18 protein-coding genes are annotated in these 18,675 nt (G+C 40.8%); 6 read left to right on the top strand and 12 right to left on the bottom strand.

From position 1 onward, the window contains the following. The first annotated feature begins 29 nt into the window (after positions 1-29). The gene (locus F8R90_RS27595) at positions 30-716 is read left to right on the top strand and encodes a phosphate ABC transporter permease (RefSeq protein WP_190895314.1); all 687 of its coding nucleotides are present in this window, start codon (positions 30-32) and stop codon (positions 714-716) included. Positions 717-1,143: 427 nt separating this feature from the next. Here F8R90_RS27595 and F8R90_RS27600 read toward each other — a convergent pair whose 3' ends face one another. From F8R90_RS27600 to F8R90_RS27625, 6 genes are all read right to left on the bottom strand, one after another. Further along, the gene (locus F8R90_RS27600; RefSeq protein ID WP_196513335.1) at positions 1,144-2,562 is read right to left on the bottom strand and encodes a DUF1565 domain-containing protein; all 1,419 of its coding nucleotides are present in this window, start codon (positions 2,560-2,562) and stop codon (positions 1,144-1,146) included. A gap of 100 nt (positions 2,563-2,662) precedes the next feature. Next, positions 2,663-3,292: a precorrin-8X methylmutase gene (locus tag F8R90_RS27605; protein WP_196513336.1), complete on the bottom strand. Its 630-nt coding sequence runs from the start codon at positions 3,290-3,292 to the stop codon at positions 2,663-2,665. Positions 3,293-3,396: 104 nt separating this feature from the next. Beyond that, positions 3,397-4,206 (bottom strand): TPM domain-containing protein, encoded by an 810-nt coding sequence (locus F8R90_RS27610; RefSeq protein WP_190895317.1) that lies wholly within the window; start codon positions 4,204-4,206, stop codon positions 3,397-3,399. A 410-nt stretch (positions 4,207-4,616) separates the two neighbouring features. Beyond that, a complete protein-coding gene (locus tag F8R90_RS27615) occupies positions 4,617-5,156 on the bottom strand; it encodes a DUF948 domain-containing protein (protein WP_196513337.1) in 540 nt (179 codons plus the stop codon). Between the two features lie 11 nt (positions 5,157-5,167). After that, complete coding sequence (locus F8R90_RS27620) at positions 5,168-5,518, bottom strand: YtxH domain-containing protein (protein WP_190895319.1); 351 nt, start codon at positions 5,516-5,518, stop codon at positions 5,168-5,170. 94 nt (positions 5,519-5,612) lie between these two features. Next, positions 5,613-5,939 (bottom strand): hypothetical protein, encoded by a 327-nt coding sequence (locus tag F8R90_RS27625; RefSeq protein WP_196513338.1) that lies wholly within the window; start codon positions 5,937-5,939, stop codon positions 5,613-5,615. 64 nt (positions 5,940-6,003) lie between these two features. On the opposite strand from F8R90_RS27625, the gene F8R90_RS27630 reads away from it, so the two are divergent. Next, the gene (locus F8R90_RS27630; protein WP_196513339.1) at positions 6,004-6,141 is read left to right on the top strand and encodes a hypothetical protein; all 138 of its coding nucleotides are present in this window, start codon (positions 6,004-6,006) and stop codon (positions 6,139-6,141) included. Positions 6,142-6,711: 570 nt separating this feature from the next. Beyond that, a complete protein-coding gene (locus F8R90_RS27635; RefSeq protein WP_196513340.1) occupies positions 6,712-7,704 on the top strand; it encodes a metal ABC transporter solute-binding protein, Zn/Mn family in 993 nt (330 codons plus the stop codon). 96 nt (positions 7,705-7,800) lie between these two features. On the opposite strand, the gene F8R90_RS27640 is transcribed toward F8R90_RS27635, so the two are convergent. Next, positions 7,801-8,334 carry a DUF4330 domain-containing protein gene (locus F8R90_RS27640; RefSeq protein WP_190895322.1) on the bottom strand — a complete coding sequence of 178 codons (534 nt, stop codon included), beginning with the start codon at positions 8,332-8,334 and terminating at the stop codon, positions 7,801-7,803. Between the two features lie 376 nt (positions 8,335-8,710). Here F8R90_RS27640 and F8R90_RS27645 point away from each other — a divergent pair, with 376 nt between their 5' ends. Continuing rightward, the gene (locus F8R90_RS27645; protein ID WP_196513341.1) at positions 8,711-9,574 is read left to right on the top strand and encodes a M48 family metallopeptidase; all 864 of its coding nucleotides are present in this window, start codon (positions 8,711-8,713) and stop codon (positions 9,572-9,574) included. Positions 9,575-9,728: 154 nt separating this feature from the next. Here the strand turns inward: F8R90_RS27645 and F8R90_RS27650 are convergent, their stop codons facing one another. After that, positions 9,729-10,484 (bottom strand): metallophosphoesterase family protein, encoded by a 756-nt coding sequence (locus F8R90_RS27650; protein WP_196513342.1) that lies wholly within the window; start codon positions 10,482-10,484, stop codon positions 9,729-9,731. Positions 10,485-10,737: 253 nt separating this feature from the next. Here F8R90_RS27650 and F8R90_RS27655 point away from each other — a divergent pair, with 253 nt between their 5' ends. Continuing rightward, positions 10,738-11,022, top strand: a complete 285-nt coding sequence (locus F8R90_RS27655) for a DUF2470 domain-containing protein (protein ID WP_196513343.1) — start codon at positions 10,738-10,740, stop codon at positions 11,020-11,022. Positions 11,023-11,136: 114 nt separating this feature from the next. Here the strand turns inward: F8R90_RS27655 and F8R90_RS27660 are convergent, their stop codons facing one another. Continuing rightward, a complete protein-coding gene (locus F8R90_RS27660) occupies positions 11,137-14,292 on the bottom strand; it encodes a plasmid replication protein, CyRepA1 family (protein WP_196513344.1) in 3,156 nt (1,051 codons plus the stop codon). A 547-nt stretch (positions 14,293-14,839) separates the two neighbouring features. Between F8R90_RS27660 and F8R90_RS27665 the strand changes: the two genes are divergently transcribed. Beyond that, positions 14,840-15,364, top strand: a complete 525-nt coding sequence (locus tag F8R90_RS27665) for a hypothetical protein (protein ID WP_196513345.1) — start codon at positions 14,840-14,842, stop codon at positions 15,362-15,364. A gap of 305 nt (positions 15,365-15,669) precedes the next feature. Here F8R90_RS27665 and F8R90_RS27670 read toward each other — a convergent pair whose 3' ends face one another. From F8R90_RS27670 to bchB, 3 genes are all read right to left on the bottom strand, one after another. Further along, positions 15,670-16,023: a hypothetical protein gene (locus tag F8R90_RS27670; protein ID WP_196513346.1), complete on the bottom strand. Its 354-nt coding sequence runs from the start codon at positions 16,021-16,023 to the stop codon at positions 15,670-15,672. A 16-nt stretch (positions 16,024-16,039) separates the two neighbouring features. Continuing rightward, on the bottom strand, positions 16,040-16,438 hold the full coding sequence (locus tag F8R90_RS27675) for a hypothetical protein (RefSeq protein WP_196513347.1): 399 nt from the start codon (positions 16,436-16,438) through the stop codon (positions 16,040-16,042). A 302-nt stretch (positions 16,439-16,740) separates the two neighbouring features. Beyond that, complete coding sequence (bchB, locus tag F8R90_RS27680; protein WP_196513348.1) at positions 16,741-18,267, bottom strand: ferredoxin:protochlorophyllide reductase (ATP-dependent) subunit B; 1,527 nt, start codon at positions 18,265-18,267, stop codon at positions 16,741-16,743. Positions 18,268-18,675: the final 408 nt, after the last annotated feature.

An 18,675-nucleotide genomic window follows, 5' to 3' on the forward strand; every position in this document is an offset into this window, starting at 1 on the left:
CACTATTGGGCATTCATCACTGAGCACTCATGTTAGTACCACTGACTCGTCAAAAATTTGAACAAGTTGTTCCGCTAATTGCTACTGGTTTGCAGTACAAGTACTACTGGGGGAAGTTCTCAAATTTTTTGCAACGGCTGTTAATTTCTGTAGTTGCCGTAGTTGTTATATTGCTTGTGACAGTCGTTTTTAGGCTTGAGTTTGCTTCAATAGAATTTGTGTTGGGGATAGTTAGCGCTTTTTTTTGGCTGTGGTATCCAGTGTTTCAAGCAAGTATGCGGAATTTGCAATGCCGCCGTTATAAGTATGGTGGCTTTTTCCGTGGTCGAGTTTTAGATTGGTGGATTACAGACCAGTTGATGGGTAAACAAGAAACAGTCAACAGCAAAGGCGAATTGGTGATTGTGGAAAACCGAGAAAAACAAATTAACTTAGAAGTGGGTGATGAAACAGGATTTAGCATTGAGTTTGTAGCACCATTACGTCCTGCCCACAAAGTTATTACTCGTGGTCAAATTGCAGAAATGGTAGTAATGTCAAATCGCCCAGATTTGAGCACTATTGAAGAATTTAGTGATATATACTTTCCCAGTCGTGACCTGTGGGTTAGCGATTATCCTTATTTGCGGCGAGATTTCTTTAACGAAGTCGGTCGCCGCTTGCGTGAAGACCAACAACAAAGTCCGCGTAGGCGGCGTCGTAGAGCAGAGGATTGAAGAAGTCAAAATAATTCGTAATTAATCATGACGTTTGGTTATATCTTGCACCTACCTACTTTCCCCTCAGAGAATAAATTATCGGGCTAATAGCGCAAGTTCACTCAAGTGGACTCCAATCCTTATTCAGTCTTCTTTAGAAGACTTTAGCTAGTAGCCCCAGAATTGATTCTGAGGCGGTTATTGGGACTGGTGCAAGTTCTGTTTGCGGACTCATACCATTTCTTTGTGAGGCTGTGCCAAACCCTTTTAACTTCTTTCTTTGTGTCCTTTGCGTCCTTTGCGGTTCGTTTTTCTTTCTTTTACTTATGGTTTAGCGCATCTTCATACAGAATTGGTATCACTAACGTCATTTGTACTTCCAATCAGTCCTTGCGCTGTAACTTTTAATTACGAATTGCGAATTATTTGGTCAGCAATAAAGAGCTTACGATTGGGAGCATCCTACTTTGATGAGTTTCCCTTTCAACTTATAGGTAACTGGTTCACAAACAAAACCTCCTGATTTAGGCTGTACATAAGTCTGCGTAGGTGGTTTTTGTTTATTCAACTGCGATTTCCAATCGCCAGCTATTCTTTTCAAGATAGGATGCTTCCTTATAAACTCCGGGTCTGCAACAATATCATGAGGGCCCTTAACACTTACCTTGGCACTATTGATGTATATATTATAGTCATAAATCACATTTGTACTTTTCCACTTACTATTAACATTTTTGCCAGGAAAAGCATAGAGAATGTTATTTAAAATTTTGATGTCAGATGACTCATTAGCAAATATTTGCCCACCTGTAATCTCTGGACTTTGATTATTTAAAAACGCTGTGTTATTGACAATATCAACACGCTCGCTTACGTATGTATGAATGCCTGAACCACCATTATTAAATGTGAGATTGTTTTTAACTAAAGTACGTCCTTTATATGCCTTCAATGTTGAGTTCTTATGGTTATTTCTTAAAGTATCAATAATAATGCCATTACCGTCCGTGATCGTCCCGGTTTTTATCCAGGGAATGTATTGTCGATTGTTGTATATCTTGTTATTCCTCACGAACATTTTATATCCTTGGTAGCTATCAAAGCTCCAATTATTCAACATCGAAATGCCACTGCAAGCATAAACGTTGTACCAAGCATTATCGAACACTACGTTATTATCTACTGTCACATAGTCCGATTCAATCGCTGAAATGCCTGCTCCTCCACACTGATGTACCTTGTTGTTGACAATACGAATATGGTGAGTATGACCATTTTTTCGTCCATCCACACTGATGCAGTTTCCATTCGTTAGCGGGTTGAGCCTGTTAGTCTTCTGACTCATAGCATAATCAAGGGTTACGTTAGCATTGTTTCCTATTACCTCAAGACCGTTTACTTCAATATATGACGCTCCATTGTGAATCAAAATCCCATGCCATCCATTGTGCTGAATTTTCGGCTTATGGCCGGGATATGCTTTAAACTTAATCCATGCATTTGCTGTTCCAGAGCGAGTAATAGATAATACATCCCCATTCGGGGTTGCATTCCTGTACACTCCGTTCATAATCAGTACAGTGTCCCCAGGCTTCGTAAGATTTGCCGCCTTTTGAATGGTTTTAAAGGGGGATGAGGAAGAAACTCCGCTATTTTTGTCGTTTCCAGTACCACTAACATAATATGTTTTCGGAGTCGCTTTAGTGCTGATTAGCTGGCGACTGGATAGGATAATTTCCTTGTTAGTGGATACCTGAGGGACTTTTTCAACTACAGATAATTTTATCTTTTCTCCCTCTGCCAAAAGACTTAACACCACGGGAATTGCAAGATATACGCTTAAACTGAAACCTTGAATTACCACAAGAAAAGGCTCCTTGATCGGCGGTACTTAACAACAATATCGGTATCTTCAGTATTTTAAAATACTATTTGGCATAAAGGGTATGATAGAGCCGACTTTCCTAACTTCCCTGATTTTTATCTTGTCCATAAGCTTGCCAAGCCAAGTCTACCAATCCATCAACGATCGCAGCTGCCACAACTGCATTACCTTTGCGGCTGTCAATTGTAATGTGAGGCACTAGAGAGTCTTGTAAGCGCCCCTTCGCTTCATCAACATCTACAAATCCCACTGGAGTCGCAATTATCAAAGCAGGTCTAATTTCCTCAGCTTCAATTAAATCCACCAGTGCTGTTAGTGCTGTTTGCGCTTGACCCACCACAAAAATTCCCTCTGGATAACGCTTGGCTAAGGTTTCTATTCCCCATGCTGCCCGAGTTTTTTCTTTTTGAGGGCGTGTCAGTGCTTCCATACTGCAATACACCGGATTGGCAAAGGTGTTTTGAATCTCGTAGGCAATACCTACTTGTACCATTGGGACATCTACCACAATCGTAGTACGTGCAGCTAGTGCTGCTGCTCCTGCTTGCAAGGCACGCTCAGAGAAACGAATCAAAGACTTATACTCAAAGTCAGCTGTAGAGTATATTACCCGACGCACAATCTCATACTCTGCGGGTGAAAAGACATGATTTTCAATTTCACTATCAATGATTGCTAAACTTTGAGCATCAGTTACGTGCCATTCCATTTTTGTTGAGCTTCTCAAATATTAGCTTTCAGCTTATCAGCTTCAGAGAGTTAGGAGTTAGGAGTTATAAGTTAATTAAAAACTCATAACTCCTAACTCAGCCCTCATAACTCATTACTGGAAGAAGGCCGACTGAAGACAGGAGATAGGTAAGCAACCAAGACACCAATGAGAAACCCAGAGATATTGCGAACTAGAGGTAACCAGTCGCTTGTGCGTGTCACTACTGGCCCAATGCCAAAGGCAAGAAATAAGATTCCCCACAAAGGTGAGAAAATTAAAGCCCATTGCCAAGCGAAAACTTGTCCTTTATCGCGGGGTTGAGCAGCAAATCCACAAATGACCCCACCAATCACTGAGGTAATCAAAGTGAGAATCCACTGCTCTCGTGGCAGTCCGGGGACAACATTGCAACCACCCTTGAGTAAACAGCCTTTAACCGATTCTAAGGCTTGCAGAATGGCTTGGTCTTCGCCTTGTTCGCGGACAAAGTACAAATTACCGAAGCGGGTTTGCAGTTCTATCCAGAACGTCCGGGGTAAAAGTTCATAAACAGCATCGCCGACGCTAAAACTGAGGATGTTACCGCCACGAGAATCGGCAACTAGTAGAATGCTTTTGTCATCCAAACCCCAATATTTTATGACTGCCCGACCTGGGGTGCGGTCATACTGAGTCAATACTCGTAGTTTCCAGCCCGTATCGGCTTCAAACTGCTCTAAATCTTTGACAAGCTTTTCTTCTTGCAGGACAGGAAGAGATTTTGCTAAGTCTACAACTGGGGTAAAGGTGCTAGGAAGTAAGTCAGGATTGTCATAAGCCAGCGCTGGGGGAGAATGCATCACCCAAATTGACCCAGCCAGGAAAAATACTGCAATAGATACCAGAATTCGTCGCCAAAAACAAGATTGCATGGACGTTTTTATACAAATATCAACGGTAGAACTGAACAAGTTGTTTTAAAAGAGTACTGGAAAAGTGATACTTCTTTACACTTGTTTACTTTACTCTAATCTAAGGGATCAAAGCAAAGCGTTTTTGAGGAGTGGCAAATAGGGGATAGGGACTAGAAAATTCTCTAATCCTTACCAATCCTCTTGTCAAGAATTAAAAATTAAAAATTATTATTTATTTAGTTATTAATTATTTTTGGATTTCTAGAGAAGCTCCAGCGGCGGCTTGTCATCATTCGTCCATGTGCAGGGTGCACCTTCAAAGGTGTAATCAGCGCATTCATCAGAATGGTTCCGATGATACATGGTTTAGATATTGGTAGCTAATTTGAGATCCCAGGGCACGATTTTGGATTGGAGCAAAGCGACGATCAATCTTCATCATCAAAATTGGTTTCCCAGCTAGCGGCATCGCTGTAACCGTCATTAACGCGGTATACTTCTGCTTTGACCCGACGATTTTCTTGCCTGAGCACTTCTCGTTCTCGCAACGTTAGTGGTGGTTTTTCATTGCTTGGCAAGCGATCGCTTGTTCGCCTCGCGGGTTTTTGGCGTGTGAAGTTTCTCCAAGCAGCTTTCGCGCCCACAAAAATGCTGCGTGTACCTACTTGCAGATTTTGAGCCTGAATTCTTGCACTATCAAGGCTTTGATCGACTTGTTTCACGACTTTATTAGCACTTTTTACACCTTCACTAACATCATCACTTAAGTCAGTGATTTCCAAACCAGTCACACGGATTGCTTCTAGAGTGGGCGGTAACTCCCGTGAGAGTGTATCAAATAACTTCTCTGCACTACGAGCAGCGCGTGCTAACTCCTGCAAAGCAGGTATTGCCGCCACTAAAACCGCAGTCAAACTTGTGGCGACTAAGAGTAAGGAAAGTCCCAACCAAAACAGGGGATCAATCACGGTTATGTCATTTATGAGCGTTCTAATTGCTGGGGAAGAGAATCTGAGTCTTCAACAGATGTTTGCCGCTTCAAGACTTGGCTTTCTCTCTGACTAGCATCTACACCTGCTGCGATCGCTTCTCGTAATCTATCTAAAGTCTCATCCCAGTTTCGCAATGCGCTAGCAGAGAGACGATCTGCCTGGATTTGCACACTCGTTGATAAATCTTCTGCCAATTCTGGGATAGCATTAGCAGATTTTTTCAAAATTTTACGCGTTTCGCGCCCTGTGCGGGGAGCCGCAAGCAAACCGGTTAAAGCACCGATGGTAGCTCCCAGCATCAAACCGCCAATAAATACTCCAGAACGGTTATTAGACATTTTGTTGTTTCTCTCCTTACACCTATTTTAGGTGGGTTTTCTCTCCTTGCAAGACTCCACCGATTTTATTCAGTTAATCTATGGTGACAAAATATCAGCCAAAAATGTTGCTTTTATTCATAAGCTTACGAAAATAACGCTGCCAGATTTGCTGTCCTAGCAAAAGGAGACTGATAATTTGCCGCACTTGTTGGATTTGCATTTGTAGCGCTTGATTTTTTTGCCGTAAGTTATAAATATTTTCCTGGCTGAGATAAATATTTTCAGGTGCTTTATTCAGTGCTGCATGGGTACAACTTTCATAGACAGTTAACCTATCTGATATGTATGCTAGCTGCTGCTTGAGTTGCCATACCCGCCAAGCCACATAAAATAGTATCAGCGAAACGAGGGTGTTAAGGAGGATAACTAAAATTACCATTGTTTATCTTCACCAATATCAGCTTTGAGGAATTGTTCTATATACTTGACTTGGCTTTTATTTAATGATGAAGAAACTAAAGGATCAAAATTCCGGCACATTCAGCCGGGATGATGGCAAGAAAGAGCAGTTAAATGATGCTGTGAGGGCTATTGAAAGGCTTTACTCGGTGAAAATTAGTGTAACAAAGGCTGATGCCTAAAAAATCGCCAATTCGCCAATTTTGTCACAACCATATGCTCACACCTCGCAAAACCACAGCTACAATTGCCTTAGATTCACGACTCGGTTTGCGAAATCAACCCGTATGCTCAATAAGCCCCAGCATTACTACGTTCTACTCCCTAATCTGATAATCCTAGTCAATTTGCGACCTTTGTGGGATGTAAGCACAATGGCATAGCCCCTTCAACAGACGGTAAGAGAACTACACTACACTCTTTACCGGAGCCTCCCCAGCATCACCTTTATTATTGTGCTCTTACCTCTACCAGTTTTCTAGTCTGTCGCATCAAGTTAACCAACATTTTGCCTGTAAAAACCTCACTAGTGGTTCACCAAGCAAAAATTGCTAGATGTGGGCTGGTGAAAAAGAAAGTGGTCAAGGAGAGAGTTTATTAATTCCTCTTCCCTTATCTTTTACAATTTTCCCAACCAAAGGCTTACTCATCTTAACCTTTAACCTTTTCCTTGTTGAAGGCTTGCCCCTGGTATTTCACTAGTTTGTTACTGATAATGATTATTTTTTCTATACATCCAGTAGGAGTTGAGGATGTCAAAAAAATTACCATCAACTAAATCCTTTCGAGCTATTTTTGTTGCCTTAACGATTGGATTTGTTGGGTGTGGAAATCAAACTGCAAGAACTACATTCACTCAAACTACCACCCAGATAAATGAGAATCTTCCCCAAGTCGTAGCAACTACAAGTGTGCTATGCGACTTAACCAGACAGGTTGCGGGGAATACTGTTAACCTTACCTGCTTGATTTCTCCTACTGCTGACCCCCAATTTTATAAACCAAAACCGGAAGATCGTAAAGCCATTGAGCAAGCTAATCTTATTCTCTATAGTGGCTATAATTTAGAACCGAATCTGATCAAATTAATTAAAGCAGCTAAAAACACTGCACCGAAAATAGCTGTCGGACAACTGGCGGTGTCTAAGCCACAAAAATTCCAGAAAGGCGGTAAGAATGTAACTGATCCTCATGTTTGGCACAATACTAAGAATGCTATCAGGATGGTAGAGGTAATTAATAGTAACCTGATAAAATTAGAATCTACTGATGCAGTGACTTATAACAGCAATACCAAAAAAATCACAAATGAACTTACTCAACTAGATAGCTGGATTAAGTCAAGAATTGCCACTATTCCTGCCAAACAACGCAAGTTGGTTACAACCTCTGATGCACTTGGCTATTACGCCAAAGCATACGGTATTCCATTAGCAGGGAGATTACAAGGTATTAGTACTGACGAAAACCTGAGAGATTCAAGAGGGAAAAATTTGGTTGCAAATATTAAAGGGGCTAAAGTGTCAACAATTTTTCCTGAAGCAGTAATTAACCCTAATGTTCTTCAATCTGTAGCCAGAGAAGCCGAAGTGAAAATTTCTGATAGGAAGTTGCATGCTGAGGGACTTGGTGAACCCGGAAGCGAGACGGACACTTATCAGAAAATGATGATTGCCAATACACGCACAATTGTAGAAGGGTTAGGAGGAACGTATTTAATGTTTCAAATGAAAGCTGCAAAGTAGCTATAAAATCAGTTTATTAATCTGATAAACCGAGCTTTTGTAGCTTAGATAAAAATCGGTTTATCAGATTAAATTTAGAAACCGAAAATGTGAATGCTATTTGTCTTTTAATCTGATATCAATAACAGTTGCATTGAAGTTGTAGTTAAAGCCTTCCAACTCAAATGGCATTCCAATTTTAACTTTACTACTACCTAGTACTAGTCCGCTTTCTGTGCTTTTAGCTTTACCTTCTAAGGTCAAAAGCATATCTGTACTAAAATTGTTGGTTTTTGGATCTGGCAATTCTTTAACAGTGCCATCAGGTTGGAAAACATTGACTGTTCTAGGTAGCTGTTGAACGGATTTAATCTCAATCTGTCCGTAGGGTTGATTGCGGATAATAACATTAGTTTTTCCGCCTTTTTTTAAACCGTTATTGAATAATTGTTCAGGATCGCGGACATTCAAACCACGAACTACTAAATCTACTTCTATGGGTACTATTTTCTCACCAACTTGGGCAACACCCAAGCTAGATAAGATGCTAGACGAGACGACAAATATAACTAGCAGAGTTACCAGCGCAGCACCTAAATCTAGAAGGTTGATTTTGCCGAACAAACGGCCTTTTGAATCTAAAATAGCCATAAAAACTTTTCCGAGGTAATAGCGAAGTAATTGATTGTAGCAAGAAGGCTTTCGATGGGAACGGCAATTTTCCCTATTTGGTAATAACTCAAAGCGGCTGGGCGTTAGGTTATGCGACAGTTTATCACGAGTTCGTGCGGCAGCTAGCCCTCAAATTTTTGCCTGTTAAGACTGACGCACCCAGAAAGTAATATCTAGTGTTTAAGCCTAACTCTAGAGAGAATCTTTAACCCCCCGCAATTCGGTAGATTTGCGTAAGCATTAGCTGGATCACAACTCCTTTGCTCTTGAGTTAAGAATGCAACTTAGAATACTCTAAATCCGTCTCATCATTTGTCCCATTTATGTTCTCCCGAAATAATCTTCAGAGCGTATTATGTTTAATTGGAAAGGTTTTGTTGCAAGTTACCGTGTGTGGCGGCGTCGCTGGTTTTATCCCCTAATTTCGGTGGTAGTCGCCCTGAGTCTGTGCCTGAGTACACCCTTGCCTGGAAGAACTTTAGACTTCTTGCCTCTTATATTGCAGGGAGTCCAGGTACTTCAGCTTTCTAATATATCCGATCGCCAGGAAAGTGATATTGGCAAGCAGATTAATCAGCAAATACTGGGGAGTCAAGTCAAACTTTACCGGAATTCTGAAGTTAATCGCTATGTCGAACAGATTGGTCGGCGTTTAGTAGCTAGTAGCGATCGCCCCAACCTTCCCTTTACCTTCCAAGTAGTTGATGATGATGCTATTAATGCCTTTGCAACTTTAGGAGGCTATGTATATGTCCACACAGGTTTGCTGAAAGCCGCAGATAATGAAGCAGAACTCGCAAGTGTTATTGCCCATGAAATTGGTCACATTGGCGGGAAACACTTGGTTAAACAGATGCGGCAAAAAGCGATCGCTAGCGGTTTAGCAACAGCAACTGGTTTAGATCGCAATACAGCTGTAGGCATTGGTGTAGAACTTGCTTTGAATCGTCCCCGCAGTCGTAGTGATGAATTTGATGCCGATCAAAGAGGGTTGAGAACTTTGACACGCGCTGGTTATGCCCAGTCTGGGATGGTTACTTTTATGCAAAAGCTGCTGAAAAAGGGTGGTTCTGTGCCGACATTTTTGAGTACGCACCCCGGAACCAGCGATCGCATTGAGGGTCTCAGACGTGCAATTAACTCTCAACCGAGTAATGGAAATTATGGGTTGGATAATGCTAGTTATAAAGTTAATATTCGACCATTAGCGCGGTCTTAATCCTACTGGGAAGCTACTGCGTTGGGCCGGCAATGTCCGGCTTGTACTCCTAGGTCGAAGCAAGCTACGCACAGCGTCTCCGGTAGGAGAAGCAAGTGAAATTATTGGGAAAACACTTTTTTTATCTTTTCATCTACTTGATCTCGGATGATGCTCATTTTTTGTTGCGGCGATCAACTTTGATTTTAGCTGGATCAATTCTGATCACTACATCTTCTAAGGGCAAGGTACGGAGATAATTTTTATAAATGTTAACTTGATAAACCAAGTTATTCGTGACATCCAGTCCAGTCAACCAGCCACTCCGGGGATGATAAGCGCCAGTATCTATGTCTAGCCATCCCTCTCCTTGTGCCAATTTACCAGGAGAAACACCCGGCAGAGTAAAAGTAATGGTGTGACCGATGATAATTAGCTTATCTGGAAAATAGGGTTTTTCAATGCTGTGAAATTCCTCTCGTATCCAGCACAGTTCATCGGCAGTTTGTTTTGCCACCGACTTGGAAGGGTCAACACCAGCATGAGTTAACCAAATATCCCCCAAGTCAAGATATGTAGGCAAACTCTTGAACCAATCCAGATGGTCATCGGGGATTGGAGCCTCATGGTAACTGGCTACGGTAGCTTGCCCCCCACTGCACAACCATGCTTGCATAGTTGGGGAGGAAGTTCTTTCATTGGTCAGAATGTTTAATAACATCTGCTCATGATTTCCCAGCAAACATGGATAGTTATGCCGCTTGACAAAATTAACTACTTGTGAACTATGAGGCCCACGATCAATTAAGTCTCCCAGAAAATAGATTTGATCGTCTGACGTGGGGGCGATCGCCTCCAACAATGTCATCAAACCTTCATAGTGGCCATGCACATCCCCAATTACAATTCGTCTGGGGCTAGTTTCGCTCATTGTCTCTTAGCTTCAATAGTTTGGCTAATACTTCTGCTACAGTTTAAGCTGTCTGGTTTCCGTAATAGAAGGTAAAAATACTGAATAAGTTTTATTTTAATTTAATTATTCTCCCAGAAATAAAATTAATTTATGATGGCAATGGGTTGAAATGCATAGTCTTTAGTGCTAAGAAAGAAAATCAGCAAATTTCATTCACGTTGTTAGCTTAAAATTTAAGCTGTTGCTGTATTACTCACTTTCTATCTCAACAATGTCTAAGGATTTTTCTGCTGATATTAGTTCGCGCATCTGCAAGCATATGAATGATGATCATGCTGATGCCATAGTTATTTATGCTAAGGCTTTTGGCGGTGTAACAGATGCGATCGCAGCACAAATGCTGTCAATTGATGCACAAGGTATGGATTTAACAGCGCAAGTGAATGGGGAAGCTGTGCCAGTTCGCATTCAGTTTGATCATGTTTTAGCAGATGCGGAAGATGCCCATCAAACTTTAATTGCGATGGTGAAGCAGGCGCGGGTGAAGACAAAGTAAAAATTGGGATAATTGCATAACTAATGTTGACTTCTCCCCTGCCCCAAAATAAGGAGATTCTAAATCGATACTAAACGGCGGTCTAAAGACTGCCGTTTCGCTTCACCTGAGCTGTTACCCAGAGATAGCTGCCTCTTCCTTGACTAATGCGGCATAAGGCTTGGTTGGGATAATTTCAAACTTCCAATCTGAAGAATAATCAGGCAACTCATAGCCAACACTCTTAATATGAACCAACATCAACTCATCCCGTTGATGCCAAACTGCAAATATTTTCTCTCTGCCATCACAAAGCGTTTCTAGGTCGATTTGATAAACCTCATTTACCCGCTTTAGTTTTAAGCCCAACAAATTTAACAGTCGGCTGAGTATCTTTATTGCCGAAACCTGCTCTTTCTCCCCAACTAAGTTAATACCAAGCGCTCTTTTAATATGCTTACTATGCTGAAAAACAACATTTTTCAGCATTATCAAATCTGGATTACTCTCGGTAAATTCTCTTTCTGCTTCGAGAAACTGAAGCATTCCTAAGGCTCTCATCGCCTCAATTTTGAGCGTGTAAGTTTTTAAATCTGGCAGAAAAACTTTCCCTTCACCCCAAGACAATTGCTGATGCCATTCTTGTTGATCTCTGACGTGAAAATACTCGCTTTCGTGAGTTAGATAATAATGAATTAACAATTGACGATAATATCCTTGATCATCTTGCAATTTCAGCCAAGGAGTAACTTCTACACCATACCTTTGTCTGAGAACATATTTATTAATTTGGTTACGTTCTCGATCAGTCAGGGAATGCTTCACTAATAGTTGCTCATATTCTACATAATCGATATCATTAGCATTAGCTACAGCAGTTGCTACTGATAGTTGATTTTGCTGCTTAATATCTTTAATTTTGCGTTTAATATCTTTAGCCTTTTGACGGCTTTGCGCCCAATCTTTTTGAACTTTGACAATTTCTAAAACTAATCTTCTGCGTGTAGCTAAATCATCGGCATCAGTTGCCAAAAATGCCAGCCGTAAATCTCGAATAATATTATTGTGAACAGCATTACTCCGCATCTGAATTTGATGCCCATCAGCAATCAAACCATCTTGCATTGATTGACGATAAAGGCGGATAGAAGCATTTACCCGTGCAGATAACTTAGCCCAAGTTCGCAAATGAATTGGGTCATGAACTAAAGGTAAATCGACATCTATTTTATGTAGTGGACTAAGCAACGCTAAGTTTTCTTTTTGATTTTCTTGATACCAGTCAGATAGCAAGCGGTAATTTGTACTACCACTACCAATTAAGCCAATACCTCGTTTCGCACACCAAACAACACGCGGCACATCATCTCGCACTCTCGCTAATGCTTGTCTTGCTTCCGAGTCAGGAATTACACCTTGAAAAATGCCATAAACTCGGTCGAAATGTTGGACATCAATACTAATTCCTGTACCCAGGCTAGGGGTAACAAAAACGCCGTCATATTCAGAGATTTTTTGATTGATTGCTGCGATAAAATCAACCGCTTCATGACCAGGTGTGTTTGTAGTGTGGCTACTAACTACCAAAGTTTTAGGAAATTGCCTTCGTAATTTTTGTAACCGTTCTTTGAGATAACGTTCGATTGTTTCACAACTGTAACGCCCAGCGCGACTATCAGTAGTAACATAACATTTACGTCCAGCAAGTAAATCTAATTCCAGTTGGTGAATTAGCGGTGTTGGGTTCGGTGAATCATAAAAAGTTACGTCCCAACCTTGTTGAGGCTTCCATTGGTTGAGAACTACCCAAGGGGTTAATTTAATTCCTGCTAATCCCTGTAGATATTCAAGTGATACATCTGACAAATCAGCATCTTGGGCAATTACTAAACCCCCAGTTGTTAAAACTGTGGAAATTAGTTGCTGGAATAATCTTAATATTTTTACACGTTTGTGTTTACAAGTATTACTGTTTAGTAGATGCCACAAAGATTGCTCTACTTCATCTAAAATTATTATTGCCCCATGCCAATTTTCAGGATTAAGCTTCCAAATAGAATCAACGCACAGTCCAAGGGATTGCTGTGGAGAGAGTGAACGGAGGATGGGAGGAGCGGGGGTAAGTGTTTTATTAATCCTTTTATCCCTATCTTCTTTATGCGTTCCCCATTGAATACCAATTTTTTCGCACAAAAATCGTCCTAGTAAAATTCTGTGAGTAATTAATAAAACAGGTTGATTTCTAATCTTTGCTTGCTGAACAACGGCTTGCAGCGCTGTAGTTTTACCTGTTCCTTTTGCAGACTTGACTCCTACTATTCCAGAAGTTGGGAAAGGGATTTCACCTATATAAGGGCGATTTAAGGTGAGTGCAGCAGGAATAGTTAACTCAGTGTGGGGTTTGGTTTGAGCAAGATAAATTTCTAAGTCAACGCTTTGCCGATAAACTTTCTCGAAACTACTTGCACCTTTCGCAACGATAAACTCATCAACCCCTTTTTCTATTCCTGGAAGTTCGATAACTTTAACAGGGCAATTTTTTTGCTGGAATAAACAACCAAGTTGAGAAATAGCATTATTTACAGCAGCAATTGTTTTAGGTTGAGTTTCAAAATCAAAACAAATATAAAAGCTACGCTTTGTAATTGCAAATGCTGCTAAGTCAGGAATTAACCGACGAAGGGTAACTTTGCCAAATTCATCTTTAACAACCCGATAACCACTGGTAATTCCGGGAATGGCAATAGCTACATATCCTTGCGTCAACAGTGTGGCTGCTTTCTTCACACCCTCGCAGAGAATCAGGGGAATATTTTGTTGCATCACCCATTGCCAAAAGCCTCTAGCTTCACCATCAGCAGTAATGCTGATCTCGTCAGGCATGACTAGATTGTAATGTGCAGCAACTTGCTGCCATACTTGCAGCGTTACCCGCAAACAAAACACCCGCGTTGGCGTGCTGGGTGGATGCTCGTATTTGATGGATTTACCATTGTGATTCTGTCGGGGTTGGTTTGGCTTAAAGCATCCCCATTCCATCATTTGCCAATTATTCAAAGGATCTAGCCCCGAACACCACCAACCACCTTCAGTAATATGAGCATAACGCTGCAACCATCCACTTTTCACCATTCCAGTATTGCTGCGGGGGAGCAGTTCAGAAATCAATAGGTACTCATAAGCAGTTACGCCTTGGAGTGACTTAAAATTGAGTTGCACTAAGTGTAAGTCTATACCACTACTCTTGACTAATTCCTCAAGGTGTTGGGGGTGTAAATAGTGCAGATGCATAGGGAAAGACCCGGAGAGAAGACTATGAGATTAAAACATTAGCACGCATCTGTTTTTTTTCTATAAGCGAGATTGCTAGGCTTTTATGATGCTTTTTTTACTTCGTGGCGGGAGACACATCGGTTAAGCCTCTAGTAGGTTATTCTGCCTATTTAGATCCCCAAAGTAATAATTTTGTATTGTGATATTTGTTCTATTTTAATTTTTATTTATCAGTAAATCTCTGCGTTAAGGAATGCGATCACTAGAAGGGTTGCTACAGGTATCGTCATAGGGTAACTTCATCTATTTCGATAAAAGACTTTACACCGAGCATCCACCTGCGATCGCGCCTCATGTTTAGGATGTGACATATCTCAATGAATCAAGTCGGGTAGGGGCAATTCATTAATTGCCCCTACCGCTTGTAGTTTTGCGTAAGTTCTAACTTTTACTTAAGTAGCACGGTAACTTCAAAAGCTAATTGGATGTAAAATAGACAACGACTTTTAAGAAAAGTTCAATCTGCTTTATAAACCCTTTACTTTTAATTTCGAATGTAGGAAATATGGCTTTGTACTTTTTAATTTTACCGTGTGCTTGTTTCATTACTGGCTATTTTTTATTAAAAAAAAGTAATAATGAAATCTCGCATTTAGTAGCTGTATTTGCAGCTATAAGCCTAATTTTGGGTTTAATATTAGCTCCCTGGCAGATTTTACTTCTACTATTAATTCTTATTCTTATCAGTACAAGCTCCGAATACTATACAAGCAAGGTAGTCAGCAGCGAAATTCAATATCCACAAGAGCCAGTTACCAAGTCTGAACCAGATTATAACTTAATCTACCGTGGGGCTTCCTATCGTCCTGACCTTGATGCCAAATCAAATGCAGAAACGATACCATTAGTAACCCCTAAATTGATCTTTCGGGGATGTACTTATTTTGTTTGCGCTAATCCTAATACCCAATCGGCTGGAATAATTACACCACCAGTAACCTATAAATTGAGCTTTAGGGGAAGCAGCTATTCTATAAACAGAAATGCACACAGATATATAAACAGAAATGCACACAGAGAAATTAAATAGTGAACAATATAACAAAAGTAGCTCAAATTATGTGTAAAGCCATACCTAATTCAAAACTGGCAAAAAACTATACTGAACTGAACTGACTACAGTTGTCCTGAGTAATACTACTAAAAAATCGTTTCGCTGAAACATCACCGAAACGATTAAAGTTAATCTCAAAATTAAAAATAGCTAACCTGCTAAATTAAGCTCCGACAGCTTCTTTCGCAGCGTACAACACCTCAGCGTTGATTTCTTTGAAACCGCGATCGCAATTAAATTTATTGGTCTGCACTAGATTTATATTCTGTTACGTGAAATCATTACTGAATAGGACGTAAAACTTGTAATTCACTAGGATGAGTTAAAACTTTGCCTAATGGCTCACTGAAATAAACAACTTGATAATTAGGTGCAAGTTCTGTTTGCAATTGCTTCCACAGACTAATTCCTTCTTCTTCAAAAGCCGCTTCAGCCTCTGCACTCAAATCTGGTGAGTTAGCAGGATCTTGCCAATTTAATGTTGCATTATAATCAGCCGCCCATTTTCTCAGATGGCTAATGGTTTCTTGACTGAGGGGCAGTTTTGCTGGATCGATATTACCAACCTTGTCAGTATCTGCCCACCATAAAGGGTCGCACCCATAATCAGCCATTAGTTTTATCTTTATTGCCATAGCTATTCAGGTGAAATTATGGTAAGGAGGCGGGATTAGCTCCGACTATATAACCATTATCGCCCACACTCACTGCTATGTATTGTGTTTGTCCATTAAAAATTACCTCATAGATTTCCCGGCGAGGTTCTATTGTTCCTTGATAACCAAAAAACTTTCCTCTTGTCACAGCAGCCATAACAGCATCAGGGATTTCATTCTGAGAGATTCCGCGTCTGGCAAAATCATCTTGATGTTCCTTTAAGATGTGTGATAATCCACTACCTCTTCTACCAGCTTTGCCCTCTTCTAAAAATACGATTTTGCCATCAGCTTGCTTGGCAATACGAACAATTTTTTCAGGATTATGCTTGATACTAAGTTTGACCAGTTCGGCAATTAATACTGATTTTTCATGGCTTTCTTCAATATTCATTTCTAGATAATTTATATTTCTTATTCTCTAATAATTTAGCAGTCAAAAATATAAAATTTCTGTCAAAATATTAAATGTACAAAAAAACTGTACATACTACAGTTTTTTGTACATGATGAGTAAATCAGAGATACAGCAGATTGCGCTCTAATCGAATACACGTAGAGACGTAGCAGTGCTACGTCTCTACAAGGTTTTGGGTTTTATGTATGTACTTCATTTACCTGAAATGTGCTGTATATAAGCAAAAAGGGCATCCATACAGGACACCCTTTAATTTAAATAATCGCTAACTGCCGAATCTAAGCCCCGACAGCTTCCTTCGCGGCGTACAATACTTCAGCGTTGATTTCTTTGAAACCGCGATCGCGGGCAAATTTCTCAGTATTACGCTTCACTTTCCCGCGAACAAATCCAGGAATTTTATTCAATTCTGCTTGACCATCTTTTGTCCAATTCAAATCAGAATCAGCAGAAATTCCTCTAGTAATTACTTCTTTGGTATCATGACCACCGAAGATTTCTAATAGGTGATCTTCCATTCCCAAAGTGAAGGAATTGTAGATCAAATCTGTAATCTGATTCGTGCCTTCGTAACCCATAAATGGTTTGTAACCAATGGGGAAGTTTTGAACGTGGATTGGTGCAGCAATTACGCCGCAGGGAATATCCAAACGCTTACCAACGTGGCGTTCCATTTGGGTGCCGAAAATGGCGGAGGGTTCAACGCGGGCGATCGCATCCCCAATTTCACCATGATCTTCGGAGATTAACACTTCATCGCAATACTCGCTAACCTGTTCGCGGAACCAGTCTGCATCATATTTGCAGTAGGTTCCAGCCCAAACAACATGAATCCCCATTTCTCGCGCCAGAATCTTGGTAATGGCTGCGGCGTGGGTGTTGTCACCAAAGACCACAGCTTTTTTGCCAGTCAAGTTTTGACAGTCAATTGAACGGGAGAACCAAGCAGCCTGAGATACATGCAAGGTTTGCTCATTGATGAAGTTTTCGTAGTCAACTTCTGCGCCTTGAGCGTTAATTACCTGCTGAATCTTGCGAATACAACGGGCAGTTTCCACTACACCCATTGGAGTAATGTCTATATAAGGTGTGCCAAATTGTTCTTCCAGGTAACGAGCGGTGGTTAAACCGAGTTCACGGTAAGGCACCAAGTTAAACCAGGCTTTGGGCATTTTCTTCAAATCGTTCACCGAAGCACCTTCGGGAATTAAGGTATTTACCTCAATTCCCAAGTCAGCCATCAGCCGTTTCAGTTCGGTGCAGTCGTGATTATTGTGGAAACCAAGGGTGGTAGTACCGATAATGTTAACTGAGGGCTTTGCAGTTTTGCCCTCTGGCAATTCGCCCCGCTTCCGGGCTTTTTCAATGTAGTATTGGACGATTTGATCCAAAGTGCGATCGGCGGCTTGCAGTTCGTTGTAGCGGTAGTGGTTTACATCCGCCAGCATTACGTCTCCTTTTGCTTCCAACTGCGATCGCTCAACAAAGTTGTGCAGGTCTTCTTGCAAAATGCTAGAGGTGCAGGTGGGAGTCAACACAATCAAATCTGGGTGTTCCTCGGCATCCTTGCGGATGATGTTATCTACCACCTTCTCTTGGGAGCCACGTGCCAAAACGTTGCGGTCAACGACACTGGTTGTCACTGGAGTGAAATCCCTCTCCCGCGATAGCATGGAGCGCATGACGTTAAAGTAGTCATCGCCAATGGGGGCGTGCATAATCGCATGGACATTTTTAAAAGAACTAGCGATTCGCAGAGTGCCGATGTGGGCTGGGCCTGCATACATCCAGTAAGCTAATTTCATGTTTGTGTTCTCCCTTTTCAACAGAAATAACACGGAGTCCGATAAGAGTGGACTATAAGTGCTTGATTATTATTAAATCGTTTCTGATTGTCTCAAAAGTTGTATCCCTGATGAAGTGAAGACTTGTAAGGGTTTTAGCTGCGGTGTGTAGGTGTAAGTATCGCTCAAACCCTGTTCCTGATTGGAATCTAGCTTCTGAATTTAACAATATTACTGTTACTTTATTAAAATAAATCTTAATTTTTCGGCAAATTTGTTTTCCATTTGGGGCGGCGTGTTAACCATCACCAATAAATTTATAAAATTTATGTACAACTTCTCCAAAAATACAAACATCCTCTGAGAGGATGTTTGTAAAGAATCAGGTTGTATCAATATCCCCCCTAATCCTCCTTAAACAAGGATAAA

Origin of the sequence: Nostoc sp. NZL (assembly GCF_015714705.1) — a bacterium.
In the GTDB taxonomy this organism is placed as follows: Bacteria; Cyanobacteriota; Cyanobacteriia; order Cyanobacteriales; family Nostocaceae; genus Nostoc; species Nostoc foliaceum_A.

Excerpts from the sequence above, each read along its gene's own strand:
- F8R90_RS27595 (WP_190895314.1), top strand. The coding sequence starts at position 30 with ATGTTAGTACCACTGACTCGTCAAAAATTTGAACAAGTTGTTCCGCTA.
- F8R90_RS27605 (WP_196513336.1), bottom strand. The coding sequence starts at position 3,292 with ATGGAATGGCACGTAACTGATGCTCAAAGTTTAGCAATCATTGATAGT.
- F8R90_RS27610 (WP_190895317.1), bottom strand. The coding sequence starts at position 4,206 with ATGCAATCTTGTTTTTGGCGACGAATTCTGGTATCTATTGCAGTATTT.
- F8R90_RS27620 (WP_190895319.1), bottom strand. The coding sequence starts at position 5,518 with ATGTCTAATAACCGTTCTGGAGTATTTATTGGCGGTTTGATGCTGGGA.
- F8R90_RS27625 (WP_196513338.1), bottom strand. The coding sequence starts at position 5,939 with ATGGTAATTTTAGTTATCCTCCTTAACACCCTCGTTTCGCTGATACTA.
- F8R90_RS27630 (WP_196513339.1), top strand. The coding sequence starts at position 6,004 with ATGATGAAGAAACTAAAGGATCAAAATTCCGGCACATTCAGCCGGGAT.
- F8R90_RS27635 (WP_196513340.1), top strand. The coding sequence starts at position 6,712 with ATGTCAAAAAAATTACCATCAACTAAATCCTTTCGAGCTATTTTTGTT.
- F8R90_RS27640 (WP_190895322.1), bottom strand. The coding sequence starts at position 8,334 with ATGGCTATTTTAGATTCAAAAGGCCGTTTGTTCGGCAAAATCAACCTT.
- F8R90_RS27645 (WP_196513341.1), top strand. The coding sequence starts at position 8,711 with ATGTTTAATTGGAAAGGTTTTGTTGCAAGTTACCGTGTGTGGCGGCGT.
- F8R90_RS27650 (WP_196513342.1), bottom strand. The coding sequence starts at position 10,484 with ATGAGCGAAACTAGCCCCAGACGAATTGTAATTGGGGATGTGCATGGC.
- F8R90_RS27655 (WP_196513343.1), top strand. The coding sequence starts at position 10,738 with ATGTCTAAGGATTTTTCTGCTGATATTAGTTCGCGCATCTGCAAGCAT.
- F8R90_RS27660 (WP_196513344.1), bottom strand. The coding sequence starts at position 14,292 with ATGCATCTGCACTATTTACACCCCCAACACCTTGAGGAATTAGTCAAG.
- F8R90_RS27665 (WP_196513345.1), top strand. The coding sequence starts at position 14,840 with ATGGCTTTGTACTTTTTAATTTTACCGTGTGCTTGTTTCATTACTGGC.
- F8R90_RS27670 (WP_196513346.1), bottom strand. The coding sequence starts at position 16,023 with ATGGCAATAAAGATAAAACTAATGGCTGATTATGGGTGCGACCCTTTA.
- F8R90_RS27675 (WP_196513347.1), bottom strand. The coding sequence starts at position 16,438 with ATGAATATTGAAGAAAGCCATGAAAAATCAGTATTAATTGCCGAACTG.
- bchB (WP_196513348.1), bottom strand. The coding sequence starts at position 18,267 with ATGAAATTAGCTTACTGGATGTATGCAGGCCCAGCCCACATCGGCACT.